This window comes from Marinomonas sp. FW-1 (assembly GCF_005222245.1).
Taxonomy (GTDB): Bacteria; Pseudomonadota; Gammaproteobacteria; order Pseudomonadales; family Marinomonadaceae; genus Marinomonas; species Marinomonas alcarazii.
In genome coordinates, this window is sequence record NZ_CP025987.1 from 2,146,367 (window position 1) to 2,167,938 (window position 21,572).

A 21,572-nucleotide genomic window follows, 5' to 3' on the forward strand; every position below is an offset into this window, starting at 1 on the left:
ATGCAAATCGTAAACAGGAGTGCGTACATGACCACCATCTACCACAACCCTCGCTGCTCAAAATCACGACAGACTCTACAACTTCTAGAAGAAAACAACATTCATCCTGAGATCCGCTTATATTTACAAGATGCACCTAGCATTGAAGAAATTAAAACACTGCTTAGCCAACTCTCTATTACACCACTTGCGCTTATGCGCACCAAAGAAGCCATTTATAAAGAGCTTGGCTTGAACAAAGACTCAACAGATGAAGAACGCCTGCAAGCAATGCATGCAAATCCAAGCTTAATTGAGCGCCCTATTGTCATTCATAATGACAAGGCAAAAATTGGTCGCCCTCCAGAAGATGTCTTGGCCTTATTTGAATAAATAAGTCCAACTGTATAGGAATACCCCAATGCCCCAAACACCTTACGTACTTGTTTTATTCTACAGCCGACACGGCTCCGTTTCTGAAATGGCAAAGCACATTGCGCGGGGCATCAATAAAATAGGAAACGTGGAAGCTAAGATACGTCAAGTACCTGATGTATCAGATACAACCAAGGTCGCTTCTCCAGCTCTGCCTGAAGATGGCGCACCATACTGCACATTAGAAGAACTGGCTGATTGCTCTGGACTTGCCATTGGCTCACCCTCTTATTTTGGCAGTATGGCAGCACCACTCAAACACTTTATTGACCAAACTTCGACACTTTGGCTAACAGGTCAGTTGATTGACAAGCCTGCATGTGGTTTTACCAGTGCAAGCACTATGCACGGCGGTCAAGAGCAATGCCTTCATAGCATGATGACACCATTACTGCATCACGGAATGATTTGGCTTGGCTTACCATACAAGAATAAAGAGCTTATTAGCACCACAGCAGGCGGAACACCTTACGGCGCAAGCCACCTCGCAAACAGCACAAGCGAATCATCACTTACTGAAGATGAAAAGGCACTTTGTGAAGCACAAGGAAAACGCATTGCTGAAATGGTCGTGAAACTGAAAAAATAACCAAAAAGAACAGTCAAAAAAAAAGCCGTAACATAATGAGCTAGCCTCACATGCTGCGGCTTTTTAATTGATCTCGAAAAGATTAATGCCTAGGTAGCTCAATATCCTTAAACAATAGCTCAACATCCTGTCGATTTCCGGCTTCCATTGCAGCCATTACTACATCTTTTGTTAGATGTGGCGCAAAAGACTCTATAAATTTGTACATATAACCACGGATAAATGTATTACTGCGGATGCCGATTTTCGTACAGCTATCCTCAAATAAGTGCGATGCATCCAACGCAACCAAATCCATGTCTTGCAATTCATCATAAGCCATTGAAGCCACAATTCCTACCCCCAAACCTAAACGAACATAGGTTTTAATGACATCAGAATCTGCCGCTGTAAACACCACGTTAGGCTCTAACTCAGCGTCCTGAAACGCTTGATCCAATTGTGACCGCCCAGTAAAGCCAAACACATAGGTAACAATAGGATAGTCCGCCAATGCCTGCAGAGTAAGTTTATCTACCTTAGCCAATGGGTGGTCTTTAGGCACAACGACCGACCGGTTCCAAGTGTAACAAGGCAACATCACCAAATTACCAAACAACTCCAATGCCTCTGTAGCAATGGCAAAATCCACAACACCGTCATTCGCCATTTCAGCAATTTGCATTGGCGTCCCTTGATGCATATGCAGAGTCACGTCGGGATAACCATCAATAAATTGGTTAATTACTTTAGGCAAAGCATATCGGGCCTGCGTATGCGTAGTAGCAATATCAAGAGACCCTTTTCGCTCATCACTGAACTCTTTCGCAACACGCTTAATATTTAAAGTCTGATTGAGCACTTCCCCTGCCAAGGCAATAATTTTCTCGCCAGCAGGCGTCACGTGCGTTAGATGCTTGCCGCTGCGCGCAAACACCTCTACGCCTAACTCATCTTCTAAGAGACGAATCTGCTTACTGACGCCTGGCTGTGACGTATACAAACTTTGTGCGGTCGCAGAAACATTTAAGTCGTGACGCGCCACTTCCCATATATACCTAAGCTGCTGTAACTTCATCGTCGCCCTTATTCGAAAAAGAGTTAAAAACATAATAAAATATTACTTTATAGAATAGTAAAAAAGCTCTAGTGTTGCCAGCTTAAATCAACTTAATATGGCTTTCTAATGGATTTTATTTGGTACATTTGTGCTGGCGCAGCAGTTGGCTTAGCTGTAGGAATAACCGGCGTCGGTGGCGGATCTCTTATGACGCCTCTTTTATTAATGTTTGGTTTCCCGCCTCACATAGCCATTGGCACAGACTTAATGTACGCAGGTATTGCCAAAAGTACTGGCGTAGTAATGCACGCTAAAAGAGGCCATGTAAATTGGAAGATCGTTTTTGCGATGGCTGCAGGCAGCATTCCCGCCTCATTTATCACGGTATGGGCATTATCACGTTTTGACAAACCTGACCATTACCAAGAAATCCTTACTAGCACACTGGGGATCATGCTAGTCCTCACAGCGGCTGTGATTGTGTTCCGAGCCAAACTAACCAATAAGTTGAATTTCAATTTATCCGAACAGCAAAGCACAAAAATTGTGTTTTTATGCGGTTTTGCTCTTGGTGTCCTTGTTACCCTTACTTCTGTAGGCGCTGGCGCTCTAGGCACGGCCATCATGATGATTTTATTTCCTGCAATGAGAGCGAAAAACATAGTAGGAACAGACCTAGCGCACGCAGTTCCCCTTACTCTTGTTGCCGGCACGGGACACATTTTTTTGGGGAATGTTGACTACACACTCCTCGCAGCGCTTTTGATCGGCTCCATCCCAACAATATATCTTGGAACACGCATCGCGAGCCATGTACCCAACCATATATTACAGCCCGTTTTAGCTACCGCCTTGCTGTCATTTGGCGTGAAGTATCTTTTCTTTTAAAAAGCCAAAAAATGATGGCGCAGCGGTTCATTCACAACGAAAAACACGATATTGTAAGCAGCTATAACCAAAAGCAAAAAAAGCAGGAAACCCCGCAATGAGTAACAAGCGTCTTGAAGACTTAAATATTGCCTCTTTTACCTCTCTGGTAACACCGAGCCAATTGAAAAAAGAGCTGCCAGTAAGCGAAAGCATTAGCAGCCATGTAGCGGAATCCCGCGACACCATTAAAAACATCATGGATGGCAAAGACCATCGTCTTGCGATCGTAATCGGCCCTTGCTCCATTCACGATCCACAAGCCGCACTAGATTATGCCGCTCGATTAAAAGCACTGGCTGAAAAACTAGACGACACTCTGTATATCATTATGCGCGCCTATTTTGAAAAGCCACGCACAACTGTAGGCTGGAAAGGACTAATTAACGACCCGAATCTAGACGGTACCTTCGACATCAATAAAGGTCTACGTATTGGTCGAAAATTACTAATTGACCTTGCAGAACTTGGCTTACCACTTGCCACTGAAGCACTGGATCCTATTTCACCACAATATATTCAAGATCTTATTAGCTGGTCGGCCATTGGGGCGCGCACAACAGAGTCACAAACTCACCGTGAAATGGCATCAGGCCTATCCGGCCCAGTTGGTTTCAAAAACGGTACAGATGGCGGCTTAACAGTCGCTGTCAATGCCATGCAATCTGTGTCTCACCCACACTCTTTCTTGGGCATCAACGAAGAAGGCCAAGTGACTGTGGTAAACACCAAAGGTAACGATTACGGTCACGTAGTTCTCCGTGGCGGCGGCGGCAAACCAAACTATGAAGCAGAATTTGTCACAGAAGCCGAGCAAGAACTCACTAAAGCCAAGCTTAAATTGAACATTATGATCGACACATCTCACGAAAACTCAAGTAAAAAGCCTGAGCGACAAGTGACTGTAGCTGAAAGCGCGACTCAGCAAATTCTAGATGGCAATCAATCTATCATGGGCCTAATGATCGAAAGTAACATTGGCTGGGGCAATCAAAAAGTACCAACCGATATTAGTGAATTAGAATACGGTGTATCCATCACTGATGCCTGCATTGATTGGGAAACAACAGAAAAAGCACTAACAGAAATGGCGGACGCATTGCGCGATGCACTACCAAAGCGTCAACGCGGTTAAGCAACGCTGATTGTAGTGCCAAAAAAAGGGAGTCGCTATTTAGCGACTCCCTTTTTTATTCAGATGGTTGTAAGACCAGATTACATGAAAGCGTTATCTGTCACACTATGGTCAGTTGAATCTCTGACTGCCGTTAATGTAGGCACTTTCTCTATCAAGGTTTTTTCAACACCTTCTTTTAGTGTTAAGTCGACAGCACTGCATCCTTGGCAACCACCACCAAATTTCAACACTGCAATCGTTCCATCAATAACCTCAAGCAAGCTTACTTCACCACCATGGGCGGCTAGACCTGGATTGATATCCGAATAAAGCACGTAGTTAATTTGATCTTCGATAGGACTGTCTGCCGTTACTTTAGGCATTTTAGCGTTCGGCGCTTTAATTGTTAACTGGCCACCCATTTTTTCAGTAGCGTAATCAACAAAAGCCTCATCCAAAAAGTTTACCGAATTCTTTTCGATATACACTTTTAGTTTAGGTAGATTTAAAATTTCGTCGGTCTCATTTACTTCGTCTGGACGACAGTAAGCGAGACAAGTCTCAGCATAAGGCGTACCTGGTTGCTGGATAAAAATTCGCACAGCAATACCTTCAACCCCTTGTTTTTCAAGCAAAGAAGCAAGATATTCTTGGGCACCATCCGTAATTGTAATATTCATAAAAACCCTTTCTAAATCTATACAACGATCAATACTCGCCATATTACAGCAGATAACGCCCAAAGCCAAAGACCAAGTAAAAAAGTAGGGTATTTTTCCTTTATATTCTACAGAATTTTAAAGAGCCTCTTGCCTCAACGAATTCTAATAAGCCTTATTAGCAAAACCGCTAAAGATATAGATAAATATTCATTTTTAGAATAAAGGATCTTTGCTAACATGATCCAAACTAAAACTTATTAACCATGGTTCACTTCACTATGTATCAATACGACGCCATTGACCAACAGCTTGTTGAAGAACGCGTAGCACAATTTCGCGACCAAACACGCCGCTATTTAAATAAAGAGCTAAGCGAACAAGAATTCCTACCTTTACGCTTACAAAACGGCCTTTATGTTCAGCGCTATGCGCCTATGCTACGCATCGCAATTCCATACGGAATGCTTTCTAGTACTCAATTACGTAAATTAGCTGATATTAGTTGCCGTTATGACAGATCATATGGGCACTTCAGTACTCGCCAGAACCTACAATTGAACTGGCCAAAAATTGAAGATGTGCCAGATATTTTGGCTGAGCTAGCAGAAGTTCAAATGCACGCTGTGCAAACCAGTGGTAATTGCATTCGCAACACGACAACCGACCAATATGCTGGTGTGATTTCTGACGAGATAGTCGATCCACGCCCGTACTGTGAATTAATTCGCCAATGGTCGACCTTCCACCCTGAATTTGCCTTCTTGCCTCGCAAATTCAAAATTGCCGTAAACGCCACCGAGTCTGCTGATCGTGCAGCAACACAAGTTCACGATATCGGTTTGCATATTAAAAAGAACGAAGCAGGCGAAATTGGTTTCAAAGTCATCGTTGGTGGCGGCCTAGGTCGAACGCCAATGGTTGGCGTGACTATTAGTGAATTTATTCCACGTGCGGACCTATTGACCTACTTAGATGCCATTATCCGCGTCTATAACCAACAAGGCCGTCGCGACAATAAATACAAAGCTCGAATCAAGATACTGGTTAAAGCATTGGGTATCGAAGAGTTTCGCAAGCGTGTTGATAACGAATGGGGTCATTTGAAAGGCAAAGAAAGTACCGTTCCAATGAGCGAATTTGATCGCCTTGCTGGTTTCTTTTCTGCCCCTGCATACGATGACTTGACCGACCAACCAGAAGTACTAACTAGCAAACTCGCAAGCAGTGCAGGATTTGCTCGCTGGTTCGAACGCAATACATTCGAACACAAAATACCAGGTTACCGCATCGTTACCCTAACGTTGAAAAAAGCAGGACAAGCTCCTGGAGACGCAACAGCAGAGCAAATGCAAAAAGCGGCCGATCTAGCTGATCAATTCAGCTTCGGAGAATTACGCGTAAGTCATGAACAAAACTTAGTACTTGCTGATGTTCGCCAAGAGCAATTAGTTGACCTTTGGGAAGCAGCAAAAGAAGCAGGCTTCGCTACACCAACACTCGGCCTATTAACCGATATGATATGCTGCCCAGGCGGTGATTTTTGTGCCTTAGCTAACGCTAAATCCATCCCAATTGCAGCACAAATCCAAGAGACATTTAACGATCTAGACTACCTATATGACCTTGGCAATATTGACTTAAATATATCGGGTTGTATGAATGCCTGCGGACACCACCATGTCGGTAACATCGGCATTCTGGGCGTAGATAAAAAAGGCGAAGAGTTCTACCAGATCTCAATTGGCGGTGCTTCCGGCCACGATGCGAGCATTGGTAAAATTCTTGGCCCTTCATTCGCTCAAGAAGAAATCAGTGGTGTTATACAAAAATTAATGACTGTCTACGTCGAAAACCGTTCTGAAGAAGAACGCTTTATTGATACTTATCGCCGCGTTGGCATCACACCATTCAAAGAGGCCGCTTATGCCAAAGCTAATTAAAAACGGCGAAATCGTCGAAAATATCTACCACTGGCAACAAGATACAGAGGAAGCAGCGACAACAAATAGCATTATTCCTGCGCAAAAATGGCTTACTGAAAAAGAATCCATTGGCAGCGTTGCTGGTATCTGGCTTGAGGCTGGTGATGGTGTTGAATTTCTGCAAAATGTTGATTTAAACCAATTCCAAGTAATTGGTATCAACTTCCCAGCATTTACTGACGGAAGAGGCTTTAGTTACGCACGCCTATTGAAAGAAAGACTGAATTACCAAGGAGAAATTAGAGCCCTTGGCAACTTCATTCCAGATCAACTTGGCTACCTTCTTAGAGTGGGTTTTAATAGTTTCCAGTTCAATGAAGAGGTTGATCTTGAGAAAGCATTAAAACTGCATAAACCTTTCAGTATTGCCTATCAGGGCGATGTTTCAGACCCTAGACCTCTGTTCATGCGTCGCTAAACAAAACATTTTCAATAAAATCACGATAAAAGGCCATTACGATGGCCTTTTCTATTGCGCAATCCTCAACTCATCATTATCGTATAAACAAGATAAAGTAATTGATTGTTAAAGGAACTTAACGTGTCTAAGAAACGCATCATGAGCCTAATTGTTGGTTCACTACTCTCTGCCACTGTGCACTCTGCCACGGTATACATTTCTGACATTCAATTTGTCGCTATCCGAGAAGGGTTAGATAACAGCACAAGAGCGGTTGAAAGAGGGCTAAAAAGCGGTACACCACTAGAAGTTCTTGAACAAAACGATGGCTATACAAAGGTTCGCACACCATCTGGCAATGAAGGCTGGGTTGCCGATTACTTTCTAAGTGAAGATATGGTAAGCCGGGATCAACTCGACAACCTGCAGTCACGACTTGATAGAAGCATTGAAACCCGAACAGAATTAGCAAATGCTTTAAAAGCCAACCAACAAAAGACTCAAAGCCTCATTAACGCCAATTCCGCATTAAAAAATGAAAACCAAGAATTAAAACAACAACTCGAAGACACAGAGGCCTTGTCTGAGAAAGCTCAATCTATCGTTGCTCAAAATGAAGATGTCACTTATCAGATCGAAAGTCTGAAACAACAAACCAACATTGCCGTTGCAAAAGCCGAAGCACTGCAAGACACCACCGAACAAAAGTGGTTCATGATTGGCGGAGCAACATTATTTGGCGGCTTATTACTTGGTATTCTAGCTCCTATGCTAAGACGCAAAAAAACCGGCACAGGTTCTTGGTAAGAACGGAGCCATACATATGGAATCATCGATAGTACACTCCTTCTTTTTAATATTTGCTGGAGCCGCTGTCGTTGCTTCCATTGCCTTGTACACAAGGCAGCCAATGATCATTGCCTACATTGCATTGGGGGTCTTACTAGGCCCTTCTGCACTTTCCCTCATCAATGAACCTAAGTTGATGGATGAGATGAGTCACATTGGCATCATCTTCTTGCTTTTCTTACTTGGCCTCGACATGCAGCCAAGCCACTTGATCAATATGCTAAAAAAAGCATCATGGATTGCCCTACTTAGCTCAGTCGCCTTTGCCCTACTAGGGTTTGGTGTTTCCATTCTCTACGGTTATAGCCAAATTGAAAGCATTATTATCGGCATCGCCATGATGTTTTCGAGCACCATTGTGTGTATAAAACTGCTTCCTACAACAGCCCTACACCATAAGCATACAGGCGAACTCGTAGTCGGTTTATTACTATTACAGGATATGATTGCCATCGCGGTTTTACTCGTGCTTTACAGCACTTCGAGCACAGAAGACAGCACAATCATGCAATACTTAAAGCCTTTAATCGCTCTACCTGTTCTGGTTACAGGTGCTTTCTTATTTGTTAAGTATATTTTATTAAAGCTGATAGCACGATTTGACCGCTTTCATGAATACATATTTTTAGTATCCATTGGCTGGTGTCTATCCATGGCTGTTCTTGCTGAAATAGCGGGTCTGTCTGCTGAAATGGGGGCTTTCATTGCTGGCGTCGCCTTAGCAACCAGTCCAATTTCACAATATATAGCCACCCACTTAAAGCCACTAAGGGATTTTTTCTTAATACTCTTCTTCTTTTCTATTGGTGCAAGCTTTAATCTCGACCTACTAGGTCTGGTTATCTTACCGGCGTTAATTCTCGCTGTTAGCTCAATGCTGATAAAACCTGTCGTCTTCCGCTACCTGTTAAAAGGGATAAAAGAAGACGCAAGCACCTCATGGGAGGTCGGCTTTCGACTTGGCCAAGTAAGTGAATTTTCTCTACTGATCGCTTATTTAGCCGCAAATATAGGTCTAATAGGGCAAGAGGCCTCGCACGTCATACAAGCCACCGCTATTTTAAGTTTCGCCATGTCAACGTATATAGTGATACTGAACTACCCTAGCCCAATCGCAATCTCAGATAAATTACGTCGAGATTAACCGTTAAAGCCCATTTTTATTCTCCTTAAGCGGGCTTTAGCCACATTTATAAAATGCTTTCCTATTGCCCCTTTCTTTAATCACATAAAATATAATAGAATAGCGCGAAATACTTGGCTATCAATGCAAAAAGTCTTGTATACTAACGCGCAAATTTCGTCCTCACTTATTTAGAGTAATGTAATGGCTGACTTATCAAAATACAGAAACATCGGTATTTTTGCTCACGTTGACGCGGGTAAAACTACTACTACAGAACGTATTCTTAAACTTACGGGTATGATCCACAAGCTTGGTGAAGTTCACGAAGGTGAATCTACAACAGACTTCATGGAACAAGAAGCTGAGCGCGGTATTACTATCCAGTCAGCGGCTGTAACTTGTTTCTGGAAAGATCACCGTTTTAACGTTATCGACACACCTGGACACGTTGACTTCACTGTAGAAGTATATCGTTCTCTTAAAGTTCTTGACGGTGGTATCGGTGTATTCTGTGGTTCTGGTGGTGTTGAACCACAATCAGAAACTAACTGGCGTTATGCTAACGAATCTGAAGTTGCACGTTTGATCTTCGTAAACAAGCTAGACCGTCTAGGTGCAAGCTTCTACCGTGTAACTGAACAAGTTAAAAAAGTACTAGGTGCAACACCACTAATCATGGTTCTACCTATCGGTACTGAAGATGAGTTCTCTGGTGTTGTTGATCTTCTTTCCCGTAAAGCGTACATCTGGGATGAATCTGGCCAACCAGAAAACTACAGCATTGAAGATGTTCCTGCTGACATGGTTGATCAAGTTGAAGAATACCGTGAAAAACTAATTGAAACAGCGGTTGAGCAAGACGACGACCTAATGATGGCGTACATGGACGGTGAAGAGCCATCTATCGAAGACATCAAGCGTTGTATCCGTACAGGTACTCGTGACCTTGCGTTCTTCCCAACTTACTGTGGTTCTGCTTTCAAAAACAAAGGCATGCAGCTTCTTCTTGATGCTGTTGTTGATTACCTACCAAGCCCAACTGACGTAATCCCTCAGGATCTTACTGATGAAGAAGGTAATCCAAATGGCGAAAAAGCAATCGTTGATGCTAAAGAGCCATTAAAAGCACTTGCATTCAAAATCATGGATGACCGTTTCGGTGCCCTTACTTTCGTACGTATCTACTCTGGCGTACTGAACAAAGGCGACACTATCCTTAACAGCTTCACGGGCAAAACTGAACGTGTAGGCCGCATGGTAGAAATGCAAGCAGATGACCGTAAAGAAATCAGCTCAGCTCAAGCTGGTGATATCTTAGCGATCGTTGGTATGAAGAACGTACAAACTGGTCACACTCTATGTGATCCTAAGCACCCTTGTACTCTTGAAGCAATGGTATTCCCTGAGCCAGTTATCTCTATCTCTGTTACTCCAAAAGATAAAGGTGGCAACGAGAAAATGGGTATCGCAATCGGTAAAATGGTTGCAGAAGATCCAACATTCCGCGTTGAAACTGACCAAGACTCTGGCGAAACCATCCTTAAAGGTATGGGTGAGCTTCACCTAGATATCAAAGTAGATATCTTGAAGCGTACTTACGGCGTTGATCTTATTGTTGGTCAACCACAGGTTGCTTACCGTGAAACAATCACTAAATCGGTTGAAGACACTTACACGCATAAGAAACAATCTGGTGGTTCTGGTCAGTTTGGTAAGATCGATTACCGCATCAAACCAGGTGAAGTAGGTTCTGGCTTCAAGTTCACTTCAACTGTTGTTGGTGGTAACGTACCAAAAGAATTCTTCCCAGCAGTAGAAAAAGGCTTCAAGTCTATGATGGAAGAAGGCGTTCTAGCTGGCTTCCCTGTACTAGACGTTGAGATTGAATTGTTCGACGGTGGTTTCCACGCAGTTGACTCCTCTGCAATTGCCTTCGAAATCGCTGCAAAAGGCGCTTTCCGTCAGTCAATTCCAAAAGCGGGTCCTCAATTGATCGAGCCTATCATGAAAGTTGACGTGTTCACTCCAGATGACCACGTTGGTGACGTTATCGGTGACTTGAACCGTCGTCGCGGCATGATCAAAGACCAAGAGAAAGGTTTGACTGGTGTTCGTATTAAGGCAGACGTACCTCTTTCTGAAATGTTCGGTTACATCAGCTCTCTACGTACAATGACATCTGGTCGTGGTCAGTTCTCTATGGAGTTCTCTCACTACCTACCATGTCCTTCTAACGTTGCTGAAACCGTAATCGCAGCAGTTAAAGAGAAGAAAGAAAAAGAAAAGAACTAATTACTAGTTTTTTCTAATCTCTGTAAAAACCCGATGTATCCTGTACATCGGGTTTTTTATTATCCAAACAAAAGCAGTATCTAGGCAAAAAAAAGCGCCCTGAAGGGCGCTTTTAAAAACACGAACCAATGATTAAAACGGCACTGGATACTCTTTATAAACAGCCATAATGTCTTTTAACACCTCCTCTGACAAAGTCATGTCAAAGGCAGCCATATCTTCCTTAAGCTGATCCATAGATGTCGCCCCAATAATTGTGGAGCTAACCCCATCCACTTGATTACACCAAGCCAAAGCAAGCTGCGCAGGAGTAAAACCATGTTTCTTAGCAACCTCCAAATAAGCAGAAACAGCCTTCTCCACCAAAGCGGTATCGCGGAAAATACCATTGCGTTGAGCATACGTCCAACGACTGCCTTCAGGACGGGCCCCACCAAGATACTTACCAGTCAAAGCACCTGCCGCCAAAGCTGACCAAGGTAAATACGCGACATCTTCATGCACACAATTTTCAATCAAGTAAGGCCAATCTTTTGTATGCAGTAGGCTAAATTCATTTTGGATAGATGCCACTCGAGGCAAGCCATGCTTATCACTTAGGCGAATAAATTCATTAATTCCCCAAGTCGTATCATCAGACAAGCCAAAATGACGAATTTTACCTGCCTTAATACAAGTCTCTAACCCTTGAAGAGTATCAAGCATTTGCGCAGACTGATCAGCACGATCAACATCTGTAAAACTAATTACGCCAGGGAAATGCTTCGCAAAATGAGGGGTTGTTCGGTTCGGCCAATGGAGCTGATAAAGGTCAATATAGTCTGTTTGCAAACGCTTAAGAGAAGCATCAACAGCCTCAATAACCGTTTTACCAGAAATATTGCTGCCATCACGAACATATTTAAGTCCAGGCCCAGCAATTTTGGTAGCAAGAATAAACTCTTTACGACGTTCAGGGTGACGAGACAGCCAATCACCAATAATCGTTTCTGTTTTACCGTAAGTCTCCGCTGACGGTGGAACGGAGTACATCTCTGCAGTATCAATAAAATTCACACCATTTGCTAATGCATATTCAATTTGTGCATCAGCATCGGCTTGATTATTTTGAGTCCCCCAAGTCATAGTACCCAAACATACACGTGAAACTTCTAAGCCAGTTCGGCCAAGTGGAACATACTTCATTAGATCTACCCTTAAAATTCAAACAACACATATTAAGTGCGAAAAAGTGACGAAACATTCAATGTAATAAAATTTTGACTTACAGGCCAGTTTTATCAAAGAAAACAATGAGGACTTAAAGCTTTAAACAAAAAAAGCGCCAAACAGGACACACATTAGTGATTTTGTTTGGCGCTTTATTTATAACGAAAAATAGCGACTACAATGCTTTACGCTAATTCTGTTCTGGCAAAGTGACATTTAACTCTAATACTGAACAGTCATCCGTATTATCCAGCTGAATCTGAACATCTTCGCTGCCAATGTTCACATACTTACGTATCACATCAATAATCTCTTGCTGCATCTGCGGCAAATAATCAGGTTGATGGCGCTTGCTTCGTTCATGCGCAACAATAATCTGCAAACGATCCTTTGCTACTGACGCCGAGCTAGGAGCACTTTTACTTTTAAAATAATCGAAAATTCCCACTCTAACCCCCTAACAAACGTTTGATGAAGCCTTTCTTCTGAATTTCTAGGAAGCGCAATGGACGCTCTTCACCCATCAAACGATCAACCGCATCCATATAAGCTAAACCAGCCTCAGATTCCGTATCCAAAATCACTGGTGTGCCTTGGTTAGACGCCTTCAATACAGCCTCTGATTCGGGAATGACACCTAATAGTGGAATTGCCAAGATATCTTCAACATCAGACACACTTAACATTTCACCCGATGCAACACGCCCAGGATGATAACGAGTTAAAAGAAGATGCTCCTCAATCGGCGCTTTACTCTCTTCCGCTCGTTTAGACTTACTTTGCAAAATCCCTAAGATACGATCTGAATCTCGTACAGAAGAGACTTCTGGGTTTGTCACCACAATGGCAGCGTCAGCAAAATACAGCGCCATTTGGGCACCCTTTTCAATGCCTGCTGGCGAATCACAAATAATGTACTCAAATTCTTTAGCAAGCTCTTCTAGGACTTCCTGCACACCTTCAATCGTCAGCGCATCTTTATCGCGAGTTTGCGAGGCCGGTAAAATAAACAAGTTCTTCGTACGCTTGTCTTTAATCAGCGCCTGAGATAAGGTCGCTTCTTTGTTGATCACATTCACAAAGTCATAAACGACGCGGCGCTCACAGCCCATAATCAAATCTAGGTTACGTAAACCTACATCAAAATCGATAATAACCGTTTTATGACCCTTTAACGCAATACCAGTCCCAATAGCAGCACTGGATGTTGTTTTACCAACACCACCCTTGCCTGAGGTGACTACTATGATTTTTGCCAATGCAATATCCCCCGATAAATTCGCCTGAATTTATCCAAATAATAAAATGAATAATAAACTTTAAAGCGGTACGATTTCTAAACTATCGTCAACTAATAACACTTGCGCGCTGTCTTTCCAAACGATATTTTGCAGCGCATCGCTCAACATAAAATTCCCAGCAATTGAAACCAGTTCGGCCTCCATACTTTTACAAAAAATTCGCGCCTCTACATCGCCTTTCACACCGGCTAATGCTCGACCTCTTAAGGCACCATAAACATGAATATTGCCGTCAGCCAGCACTTCAGCACCTGCACTGACTTGCGTTAACACAATCAGATCCCCTTCAGCGTATACCTGCTGACCAGAGCGAATAGGCTTAGTAATCACCTTGGTTGATTGAGGAACAAGACGCTCCTCCACAACGGTTTTCACCACCACATCAGGGCTTGATTCTTCTTTCACGGTCGGTGCAATATTAATTGGGCGCGCTTTGCTTGCTGGCAGCAATGGAATTGTTACAGACGCGCTCCAAACAGGTAAATTATCCGGATCACAACGCCAACCAATCACCCCAAGTCCCAGCGCACTCACAGACTGAATTAATGCCTCAAATTCATCCACAGTAATGCCCCGTTTCATTTTCGATATATCGATAATGATTGGTGCTTGATTAAAAAAATGCGGAACTTGATCAATCTTTTCCTTTAAATGGAAAACAATGCCATCTAATGAAAATGTCTGAATTTCCAGCAAAACCGTCGTAACGACACTTCCTTTGAGTCGGAAGCCTGAGTCTGTCATGCAAACTGTCCTTTTTTAATACCTTAAATGGCTATAAATACTTTCTAGCCGCACTGAAATTTAATCATCAGCTTGTATAGTTCATTCTATCAAGCTGAACAATTAAAGAAAGTCAGCACAACACTGTCTTTACATTAGGGAAAAACACCTAACTGCTCCCTTATAGTGCTAAGGATAACGCAAAATGAACAATAATGAACGTAAGATTAAGCATTTGATTTAATTAATATTTTACAACTTACTTACATACTTGTTCCCATAAAACTGGGGAAAACTTTTGCACCATGAAGGCTCAGCAAATAACCAGACACTTCACTCACTCGTCTATTGTATCAACTGCAAATTCAGCAGAAAGGCGGCTGACGCCCAAACCACTCTGCTTAGTGAGCTTAATTTGCACCGGGATACGCTCTTTCAACGCGCTAATATGACTAATGATTCCAATGGTTTTACCCGAAGAATGCAAGTTATCCAAAGCATCAAGGGCAGACTCCAGCGTCTCGCTGTCCAAAGTTCCAAAGCCTTCATCCAAAAACAATGAATCAATACTGGTTTTATGAGATACCAGATCAGACAATGCCAAAGCCAAAGCCAGACTCACCAAGAAAGATTCGCCACCCGACAGCGTTTTAGTGTCTCGTGAAGCGTTTGCTTGCCAAGTATCCACCACCAACAAAGATAAAGCGTCTTCATTGCGCACCAATTGATAACGACGATGCAAAATATCCAAATGCTGGTTGGCCAAATAGACCAAATGATCCAAGGTTAAGCTTTGTGCAAAGCGTCGGAACTTCGCACCGTCTGCTGAACCTATCAAATGATTCAAGCGCTCCAAATGTATGAAAGCATCTCGGCGATCTTGTAAGTCTTGTTTAGACTTCGCCACCTGCTCCCTACGAAGCTCTTCTTCTTTGACCTGCTGAGTTACCACACCCCATTGACGCTGTAAGGCTTGACGCTCTGCATCAAGCTGAGCGCATTGTTCTTCTAGAGCATCAAGAGACACAGTCTCAAATGTTTGTTCTCCAAACTCATTGTCTTCAAAAGCACCTAACTCGTCTTTTTTCTCAAGATGCTTAGCCAAAGATTCTTCCGATTGGTTAAGCAAAGTTTGCAGTTTAGCAACGGCTTCCTGAAGATGCTTAAATGTTGTTTGGCGCTGCGCTATTTCTTCCGAAGATAAACGTGCTTGCAACCAAGCAGATTCAGTTTCGAAGCCTTTTTCGACCAGTGATTTTTGCCACTTAGCAAACGCAGTCTCATATTCTTCTACTAACACTAGATACGTCTTATTAAGCGCTTCTAACGTTGCCTTGCTTGATGCCAAGGCTTGAGCTAGCTGCTGTCGCTCTGCTTCTACTTTTTCCAGCGCCTGTTGAGCCACTGCAACCTGCGCTTGAGTTTCTTGACGCAGTTCAACAATACTTTTATCACCTAACAACTCATGCAACTGCTTAGAAATATCGGCTAAATGAGCATCAAGCTCCGCGACTTTCTCTTTAGCCTCATCACGTACTTGCTGACTCTCTTTGAGTATATTTTCTACGCTTTTCGCTTCATAACCAAGCTGTTCACCTTGCTGCACCAAGGCATCATAATCAGTTTTGCTACCTCGCCATTGCTGCATTGCTTCTTGCAACTGGGATAAGGCTTCAGACAAAGACAATTCAAAGTAGCTTGCAGGTACACCCGCTTGCTGCATTTCACTGCGTAACTGCTCAATGCTGTGCTCTTGTTCTGCGTTTTTATTGACTAAATTCTGTTGATACGTTTCTAAGGTTTGCCATAACAACTGACATTGCGATTGCTCCTGAGAAACCTGCTGCTGAATAGACTGTTGCTGAACGGTTAAACTCTGCAACTCTGCCTCTAGCGCCAAACGAGACTGATGTAATTCCTCAAGTTGAGATGCTTTGCTTTGCTGAATTTGCCAATCCTGATCAACCATCTGAACAAATGTCGAAACAGAATCTTTATCAGACAAATTAACGTCAGCGAGTTGGGGATTTATATAATGACTTAACGAGGCCAACCATTCGTGCAGATCATTTTCTGTTGCCAGCAAACCGTCGACTAATTGCTGTCGCCGAGTTTGGCCAGAGGCTAATTCTCGCTGCATGGATTCTAAGTCAGCGGCTAGCTGCATACCTTGGCCTTTGAGACTGTCTAACTCTTTGCCCAAACGAATAAACTCTTCTTGGCTTCCAGAATCCGTCTGATACACAGCATTAGCAAGATTATGCTCTGTGGCACCACATAAAGGACAAGCATCATGTTCACCAAGCTCATTACGCAATTGGCTTAAAGCCAAAATATGGCGTTCCGCCTCAGCGAGTTTCTCGACCGACTTCTGATGACGAAGCTTGTCTTTATAAGCTTGCCTTTGTTGCTCTAACTGACTTTGCTGCTGCTGAATATTACCCGCCGTTGCATGCAAACTCTTATCCAGCTCTGCCAATAGCGATTGCTGATCTTGGTATTGATGAAACTGTTTCCACAGAGATTGCGCATTGTGCTGAGCACGTTCAACTTGGTGATAAACTTTCTGCCAATCGGCATACTCAACTTGCGACGATAGCTGCATGAAAGCATCAATCGTGCCTTGCAATGCTTGCTGACGCTCGCCCAAAGTCGTTTGCCCTTGCTCTAATTTAGCTTGGTTAATGCCATAAACAGAGCGAGCTTCCTCATATTTATTCGTCGTTTGCGTGATATTCGCCTCAAGCTCCGTAATCGCTTGAGCATTCGCCGCGATGCCTTGCGCTTGATGTTGCCAGCTAGATAACTGATTTTCGATTTTCTCAGGTGACGTCCAACGGTTCAAAATAGCGCTATTTTCTTGGCAAGCTTGATCAATTTCTGCACGTTTGTCCGTTATGCTTTTTAACTGCGCCTGCTGATTGCCAACTTTTTCTACCGCTTGTTTTAAACGATAAGACATGTCTTGATGCTGTATTTTCACGCTTTCTTGGCGGGACAAGATGGGCTGAATTTCATCGTTGATCTTGTTGTTCAACGCTTCCGATTCAGTATGCGCATTCGCTAATGTCGCCTTCGCCTGTTCCAGCGATTCAGTAAGCGTCTGACTTTGTATCAGCTGTGTTTGCTGCGTCTCAGTATGTTGCGCAATATCAGCGTGATTCTGATCCAAGCGAGATTTTAAGCCCTGCTGCTTTTCATAATCGGCTTGAAGAACTTGCGCAGTCAGTGCCTGTTCTAATTGCTGTTGCTGAGGGCCAAAATCCATCAACGCCTGATTCGCATCGGTGACTTGTTGTTGATATTCAGCAACTTGCTCTTGAAGATTTTGCTCTGTACGTCGCCACTCCAAAACCGCTTGATGCTGCTTAAGGGCCTTCGCATTGGCTTTTTCATTAACCTCAAAGCTCGACTCTGTTTGTTTCAGCTCAGCAAAAGCATCATCCGATAACAATTGAGTCTGCTCATTAAACTTTTCTAGAGAAGCAATAGCTTGTTTTTCGAGTTTGTGCTTGTCAAACACCCACTTCGACACATCACCGTAAATTTCAGTGCCTGTTAATTCTTCTAATAATGAAGCCCTTTCATTTGGTCGAGCATTAAGGAAGGCAGAAAAGCCACCTTGGGCCAGTAACATAGACTTAGTAAAGCGGGAAAAGTCCAACCCCGTGATTTCAGCAATTTTGTCTATTTTTTCACTGATTTTAGTGGTGATAATCGTGCCATCAAGCTCGCAAAGTTCACATGCAATTTGCTGTAATTTGCCATCACTTTGACCATGGGCGCGCCGTTGCGCCCAAAAAGCACGATAACCTTTACCCTTAACTTCAAATTCCACTTCCGCTAAACAGTCTGAGGTGTAACGTGTCATTACCTCGTTTTCATTTTGAGAAATATTATCAATGCGAGGTGTACGATGATATAAAGCCAAACAAATCGCATCCAATAAGGTCGATTTACCTGCCCCTGTCGGTCCGACAATGGCAAACACTCCCGCGTCATCAAACGGTGCTTTGGTAAAATCAATTTCCCATTCGCCTTTTAAGGAATTCAAATTCTTTAGGCGCAGTTTGCAAATTTTCATGATTGCTTCTCCTCGCCTTCTTGTTGATGCTCTTCTAGCTCAAGCAAACAAGTATGAAACAACTCAGTCAACGTTTTACTTTCTTCTTCATCTAACTCTAAATTCGACGTAAGGCTCTGCTGAAAGACATCTTCCACAGTTAATTCCGACAAGGTTTTGCGAGCTTCAAAGTCTTCATTCTTTTTCTCTACAGCACTGCGACGCATCACTCGAAGTAACTCAATAGGTTTACCCTCAATAACTTCCAATAAGCGTTTGTGAACATCGCTCAAATACTCATCTGCAATGACCGTCACTTCTAGCCAAAGGGTTTTGTCGTCTACTAAATCGAGCGCTGAAATCTGTTTAATCACCTCTTTCAAGCTGCCCTTCAAACTCACCATAGGTTGAAAATTAGGAATCGTGATTAATTGCACAGGATCCGTTGGCTCGGCAAACAAGTCGTCCACAAACGTATCTTCACCTAGTAAATCGGTATCAAAGATAACGAGGGTTTTGTCACGCCCTAATTCATCGAAACTCAATGGAATCGGCGAGCCACTGTAACGGAATCGGCCACTTTTACTGATCGGCTGAGCACGGTGAATGTGCCCAAGAGCCAAATAATCAAATGCAGGAAATACCGATGTCGGCAAAGCTTCTAACGTGCCCACATAAAGATCTCGTACCGATTCACTCACTTGCCCGCCCACTGCCGTCAAATGACCTGTACCAATAATCGGCACTGGGGTTTTCATTGCTTTATTCTTCTCACAGGCAGCGTCATAAACTTGCTGGTAAAAATCCCCAATCATTTGCAACAAGCTGAGTTTTTTATCTTGCTCAGATTGCCCAGCTATACTTTTCATCACGTCTTTAGGACGCAAATACGGTACAGCACAAACCCAAGCCGCGATCTCTCCGGCTTTGTCTTTAAGAGAAATAACATGAGAATCAATGTCTTCGAGGTTTGCCTGACTCGACACTTGTGTATCCAGATAGGTCAGCAAACTTTTGGATTCATTCAGCATACTAACCGAATCGTGATTACCCGCGACGATGACTAACTGACATTGACGTGCTTTCATATCCAATACAAGTTGGTGGTACATTTCACGGGCATAACTTGGTGGCGAGCCTGTGTCAAACACATCACCAGCAATAATCACCGCATCGATAGATTCTTTGTCTACCAGCGCCAATAGCCAATCAATAAAGGCTTTGTGCTCATCACGGCGGGATTTCCCCATGAAATGCTGACCAAGGTGCCAGTCAGAAGTGTGTATGATTTTCATTTATAGATCCAAGCCATAAAAAAATAAAAGTAAATATATAAAGATAAAAATATAGATAGATAGTCAAATTACCGAACAAAATGCAATTGATTGGGATGGATTCTTAATGGGCGTAATAACATAGCCCAATCTTTCGCAGACACGTTTTGCCCATGATAAATGATGTGTAACGGAGCCCCCTCGGAATCAACCAACGCCCCTTGTAGAAAAGTAATTAGCGCATCGTCCGCTAAACTAAGCGTCAGATCATCATTATCAAACAGTGTAAAATGCCCAAGAAACCTTGGTGTAAAGTCGCGCACAGCATCACGCCAATACGACTCAAAAATAGTATTATCTGGAGAAGAAATAACCACCACTGGTGCATCGGCAAGATCCATCTCAAATAAGAGACGCCCTTTTCTTATACCTGTCGATAACTGTACTTCCAGCTTGTCATCCGCAGAAAGTGCCAAGGCCCGCAACCAGTCCTCGGTGGAAGCATGTTCTTTCTGTAACACCACTTTTAAAGGCCCACCAGCAGAGTTTAACGCCATGCATTCATGAAAGAGGGCTTGCCTATCAGATGATTTTTCAGACGGCTCATTAGAGGATAAAGACACAAAAACACGGTCGCCAAAAGAATCGTCGCTTGGGCCTAAAAGCGTCAATTCAATTGAAGCATCATCGAGATAATTATGGCTTATAATAGAAAAAGATGAAGATTCAGCAGGCGTATACCGAGTCAAAGACATAGCAGATGTAATTGTCGTCTGGCATGAAAGAATTGACTCACAGTTACTGGCATCATAAAGACGACACGCTCCGCAAGCGCCAGCACGACAGCCGTAACGAACATCCGCACCTTGATAAAGCAACGACGACAATAGGTTTTCACCCAAAACTGTCTCAAACTGCTCATCATCCAATTCTACCGTCAGCGTGTGTGAAACCATCATCCAACCTCCTCTTTTGTTTGACTATTATGACATATTCTCACACACAGACCTTGCACCAATCCTAAAAAAGAAAAGGCAAAGCGTAATGGAAACATTACCTTGGGCAAAATATTTAAAATGGAGGCTGTACCTTCACCTGAGGTAGACGGTAGTTTCGAAGGGGGTGTCACTCGATTCGAGTTATGTGTGCGGAGTCATATTACAAACAGACGCAACCAAAACTTTTGGCAAACGCCATGGCAATAGCGTTACCATTATTAATCTAATTGAACAAGAAGGCAGTTTATAGGAAGTCTTTTCGTACTGGCGTGAAGTTGTCTAGCAAGACGCCCGGCTCTAAACAGCGGCAACCATGCATAACATTTGGCTCTTTATAAAGCGTATCGCCAGGGCCTACAATTTTAGTTTCATCCCCTATGGTGAACTCAAACCTACCAGACAGTACGTAGGTTAACTGCTCATGTGGGTGATTATGCAGTGGGCCGATGGCATCTTTTTCAAAATGCACTTCTACTGCCATGATGTTATCTGAATAAGCCATAATTTTGCGTGAAACGCCCGCACCAAGATCTTCCAAAGGGACTTCATTATTGTAAACAAACATAGGATAACTCTTTGCATTATTGTTTTAGACCCTCCTACTATA

19 protein-coding genes are annotated in these 21,572 nt (G+C 43.1%); 9 read left to right on the forward strand and 10 right to left on the reverse strand.

Annotated features, from left to right (window positions below):
* Positions 1-27: 27 nt before the first annotated feature.
* Positions 28-372 carry an arsenate reductase (glutaredoxin) gene (gene arsC / locus C1X04_RS10065; protein WP_137169826.1) on the forward strand — a complete coding sequence of 115 codons (345 nt, stop codon included), beginning with the start codon at positions 28-30 and terminating at the stop codon, positions 370-372.
* Between the two features lie 28 nt (positions 373-400).
* The gene (gene wrbA / locus C1X04_RS10070) at positions 401-1,003 is read left to right on the forward strand and encodes an NAD(P)H:quinone oxidoreductase (RefSeq protein WP_110572877.1); all 603 of its coding nucleotides are present in this window, start codon (positions 401-403) and stop codon (positions 1,001-1,003) included.
* A gap of 82 nt (positions 1,004-1,085) precedes the next feature.
* Here wrbA and cysB read toward each other — a convergent pair whose 3' ends face one another.
* Positions 1,086-2,060: an HTH-type transcriptional regulator CysB gene (cysB, locus tag C1X04_RS10075; RefSeq protein ID WP_137169827.1), complete on the reverse strand. Its 975-nt coding sequence runs from the start codon at positions 2,058-2,060 to the stop codon at positions 1,086-1,088.
* A 108-nt stretch (positions 2,061-2,168) separates the two neighbouring features.
* On the opposite strand from cysB, the gene C1X04_RS10080 reads away from it, so the two are divergent.
* Together C1X04_RS10080 and C1X04_RS10085 are read left to right on the forward strand one after the other, a co-directional pair.
* Complete coding sequence (locus C1X04_RS10080) at positions 2,169-2,930, forward strand: sulfite exporter TauE/SafE family protein (protein ID WP_137169828.1); 762 nt, start codon at positions 2,169-2,171, stop codon at positions 2,928-2,930.
* Between the two features lie 97 nt (positions 2,931-3,027).
* Entirely contained in the window at positions 3,028-4,104 is a 1,077-nt protein-coding gene (locus C1X04_RS10085; RefSeq protein WP_110572883.1) for a 3-deoxy-7-phosphoheptulonate synthase, read from the forward strand.
* A gap of 80 nt (positions 4,105-4,184) precedes the next feature.
* Here C1X04_RS10085 and nfuA read toward each other — a convergent pair whose 3' ends face one another.
* The gene (nfuA, locus tag C1X04_RS10090) at positions 4,185-4,766 is read right to left on the reverse strand and encodes a Fe-S biogenesis protein NfuA (RefSeq protein ID WP_137169829.1); all 582 of its coding nucleotides are present in this window, start codon (positions 4,764-4,766) and stop codon (positions 4,185-4,187) included.
* 260 nt (positions 4,767-5,026) lie between these two features.
* Here nfuA and C1X04_RS10095 point away from each other — a divergent pair, with 260 nt between their 5' ends.
* From C1X04_RS10095 to fusA, 5 genes are all read left to right on the forward strand, one after another.
* Positions 5,027-6,688, forward strand: coding sequence for a nitrite/sulfite reductase (locus C1X04_RS10095; RefSeq protein WP_137169830.1), 1,662 nt, complete (start codon positions 5,027-5,029; stop codon positions 6,686-6,688).
* Positions 6,672-7,148: a DUF934 domain-containing protein gene (locus C1X04_RS10100; protein ID WP_137169831.1), complete on the forward strand. Its 477-nt coding sequence runs from the start codon at positions 6,672-6,674 to the stop codon at positions 7,146-7,148. Before C1X04_RS10095 ends, C1X04_RS10100 begins: the two co-directional genes overlap by 17 nt.
* Before the next feature lie 123 nt (positions 7,149-7,271).
* The gene (locus C1X04_RS10105) at positions 7,272-7,937 is read left to right on the forward strand and encodes a TIGR04211 family SH3 domain-containing protein (protein WP_110572891.1); all 666 of its coding nucleotides are present in this window, start codon (positions 7,272-7,274) and stop codon (positions 7,935-7,937) included.
* Between the two features lie 16 nt (positions 7,938-7,953).
* The gene (locus tag C1X04_RS10110) at positions 7,954-9,123 is read left to right on the forward strand and encodes a cation:proton antiporter (protein ID WP_137169832.1); all 1,170 of its coding nucleotides are present in this window, start codon (positions 7,954-7,956) and stop codon (positions 9,121-9,123) included.
* 183 nt (positions 9,124-9,306) lie between these two features.
* On the forward strand, positions 9,307-11,397 hold the full coding sequence (fusA, locus tag C1X04_RS10115) for an elongation factor G (RefSeq protein ID WP_110572894.1): 2,091 nt from the start codon (positions 9,307-9,309) through the stop codon (positions 11,395-11,397).
* A 132-nt stretch (positions 11,398-11,529) separates the two neighbouring features.
* Here fusA and C1X04_RS10120 read toward each other — a convergent pair whose 3' ends face one another.
* The 8 genes from C1X04_RS10120 to C1X04_RS10155 form a co-directional block, all read right to left on the reverse strand.
* The gene (locus C1X04_RS10120; RefSeq protein ID WP_137169833.1) at positions 11,530-12,582 is read right to left on the reverse strand and encodes an aldo/keto reductase; all 1,053 of its coding nucleotides are present in this window, start codon (positions 12,580-12,582) and stop codon (positions 11,530-11,532) included.
* Positions 12,583-12,796: 214 nt separating this feature from the next.
* A complete protein-coding gene (gene minE, locus C1X04_RS10125; protein WP_110572897.1) occupies positions 12,797-13,054 on the reverse strand; it encodes a cell division topological specificity factor MinE in 258 nt (85 codons plus the stop codon).
* 1 nt (position 13,055) lies between these two features.
* Positions 13,056-13,865 carry a septum site-determining protein MinD gene (gene minD / locus C1X04_RS10130; protein ID WP_110574412.1) on the reverse strand — a complete coding sequence of 270 codons (810 nt, stop codon included), beginning with the start codon at positions 13,863-13,865 and terminating at the stop codon, positions 13,056-13,058.
* 60 nt (positions 13,866-13,925) lie between these two features.
* Positions 13,926-14,651 (reverse strand): septum site-determining protein MinC, encoded by a 726-nt coding sequence (minC, locus tag C1X04_RS10135; protein ID WP_110572899.1) that lies wholly within the window; start codon positions 14,649-14,651, stop codon positions 13,926-13,928.
* Between the two features lie 316 nt (positions 14,652-14,967).
* Positions 14,968-18,714, reverse strand: a complete 3,747-nt coding sequence (locus C1X04_RS10140; protein ID WP_137169834.1) for an AAA family ATPase — start codon at positions 18,712-18,714, stop codon at positions 14,968-14,970.
* Positions 18,711-19,988 carry an exonuclease subunit SbcD gene (gene sbcD, locus C1X04_RS10145; RefSeq protein WP_137169835.1) on the reverse strand — a complete coding sequence of 426 codons (1,278 nt, stop codon included), beginning with the start codon at positions 19,986-19,988 and terminating at the stop codon, positions 18,711-18,713. Before sbcD ends, C1X04_RS10140 begins: the two co-directional genes overlap by 4 nt.
* A 68-nt stretch (positions 19,989-20,056) precedes the next feature.
* On the reverse strand, positions 20,057-20,926 hold the full coding sequence (locus C1X04_RS10150) for a 2Fe-2S iron-sulfur cluster-binding protein (RefSeq protein ID WP_137169836.1): 870 nt from the start codon (positions 20,924-20,926) through the stop codon (positions 20,057-20,059).
* Positions 20,927-21,209: 283 nt separating this feature from the next.
* Positions 21,210-21,530 carry a cupin domain-containing protein gene (locus tag C1X04_RS10155; protein ID WP_110572907.1) on the reverse strand — a complete coding sequence of 107 codons (321 nt, stop codon included), beginning with the start codon at positions 21,528-21,530 and terminating at the stop codon, positions 21,210-21,212.
* Between the last annotated feature and the right edge of the window lie 42 nt (positions 21,531-21,572).

What these genes read in the sequence shown, in the direction of transcription:
- arsC (WP_137169826.1), top strand. Translation starts at nt 28, where the DNA reads ATGACCACCATCTACCACAACCCTCGCTGCTCAAAATCACGACAGACT.
- wrbA (WP_110572877.1), top strand. Translation starts at nt 401, where the DNA reads ATGCCCCAAACACCTTACGTACTTGTTTTATTCTACAGCCGACACGGC.
- cysB (WP_137169827.1), bottom strand. Translation starts at nt 2,060, where the DNA reads ATGAAGTTACAGCAGCTTAGGTATATATGGGAAGTGGCGCGTCACGAC.
- C1X04_RS10080 (WP_137169828.1), top strand. Translation starts at nt 2,169, where the DNA reads ATGGATTTTATTTGGTACATTTGTGCTGGCGCAGCAGTTGGCTTAGCT.
- C1X04_RS10085 (WP_110572883.1), top strand. Translation starts at nt 3,028, where the DNA reads ATGAGTAACAAGCGTCTTGAAGACTTAAATATTGCCTCTTTTACCTCT.
- nfuA (WP_137169829.1), bottom strand. Translation starts at nt 4,766, where the DNA reads ATGAATATTACAATTACGGATGGTGCCCAAGAATATCTTGCTTCTTTG.
- C1X04_RS10095 (WP_137169830.1), top strand. Translation starts at nt 5,027, where the DNA reads ATGTATCAATACGACGCCATTGACCAACAGCTTGTTGAAGAACGCGTA.
- C1X04_RS10100 (WP_137169831.1), top strand. Translation starts at nt 6,672, where the DNA reads ATGCCAAAGCTAATTAAAAACGGCGAAATCGTCGAAAATATCTACCAC.
- C1X04_RS10110 (WP_137169832.1), top strand. Translation starts at nt 7,954, where the DNA reads ATGGAATCATCGATAGTACACTCCTTCTTTTTAATATTTGCTGGAGCC.
- fusA (WP_110572894.1), top strand. Translation starts at nt 9,307, where the DNA reads ATGGCTGACTTATCAAAATACAGAAACATCGGTATTTTTGCTCACGTT.
- C1X04_RS10120 (WP_137169833.1), bottom strand. Translation starts at nt 12,582, where the DNA reads ATGAAGTATGTTCCACTTGGCCGAACTGGCTTAGAAGTTTCACGTGTA.
- minC (WP_110572899.1), bottom strand. Translation starts at nt 14,651, where the DNA reads ATGACAGACTCAGGCTTCCGACTCAAAGGAAGTGTCGTTACGACGGTT.
- C1X04_RS10140 (WP_137169834.1), bottom strand. Translation starts at nt 18,714, where the DNA reads ATGAAAATTTGCAAACTGCGCCTAAAGAATTTGAATTCCTTAAAAGGC.
- sbcD (WP_137169835.1), bottom strand. Translation starts at nt 19,988, where the DNA reads ATGAAAATCATACACACTTCTGACTGGCACCTTGGTCAGCATTTCATG.
- C1X04_RS10150 (WP_137169836.1), bottom strand. Translation starts at nt 20,926, where the DNA reads ATGATGGTTTCACACACGCTGACGGTAGAATTGGATGATGAGCAGTTT.
- C1X04_RS10155 (WP_110572907.1), bottom strand. Translation starts at nt 21,530, where the DNA reads ATGTTTGTTTACAATAATGAAGTCCCTTTGGAAGATCTTGGTGCGGGC.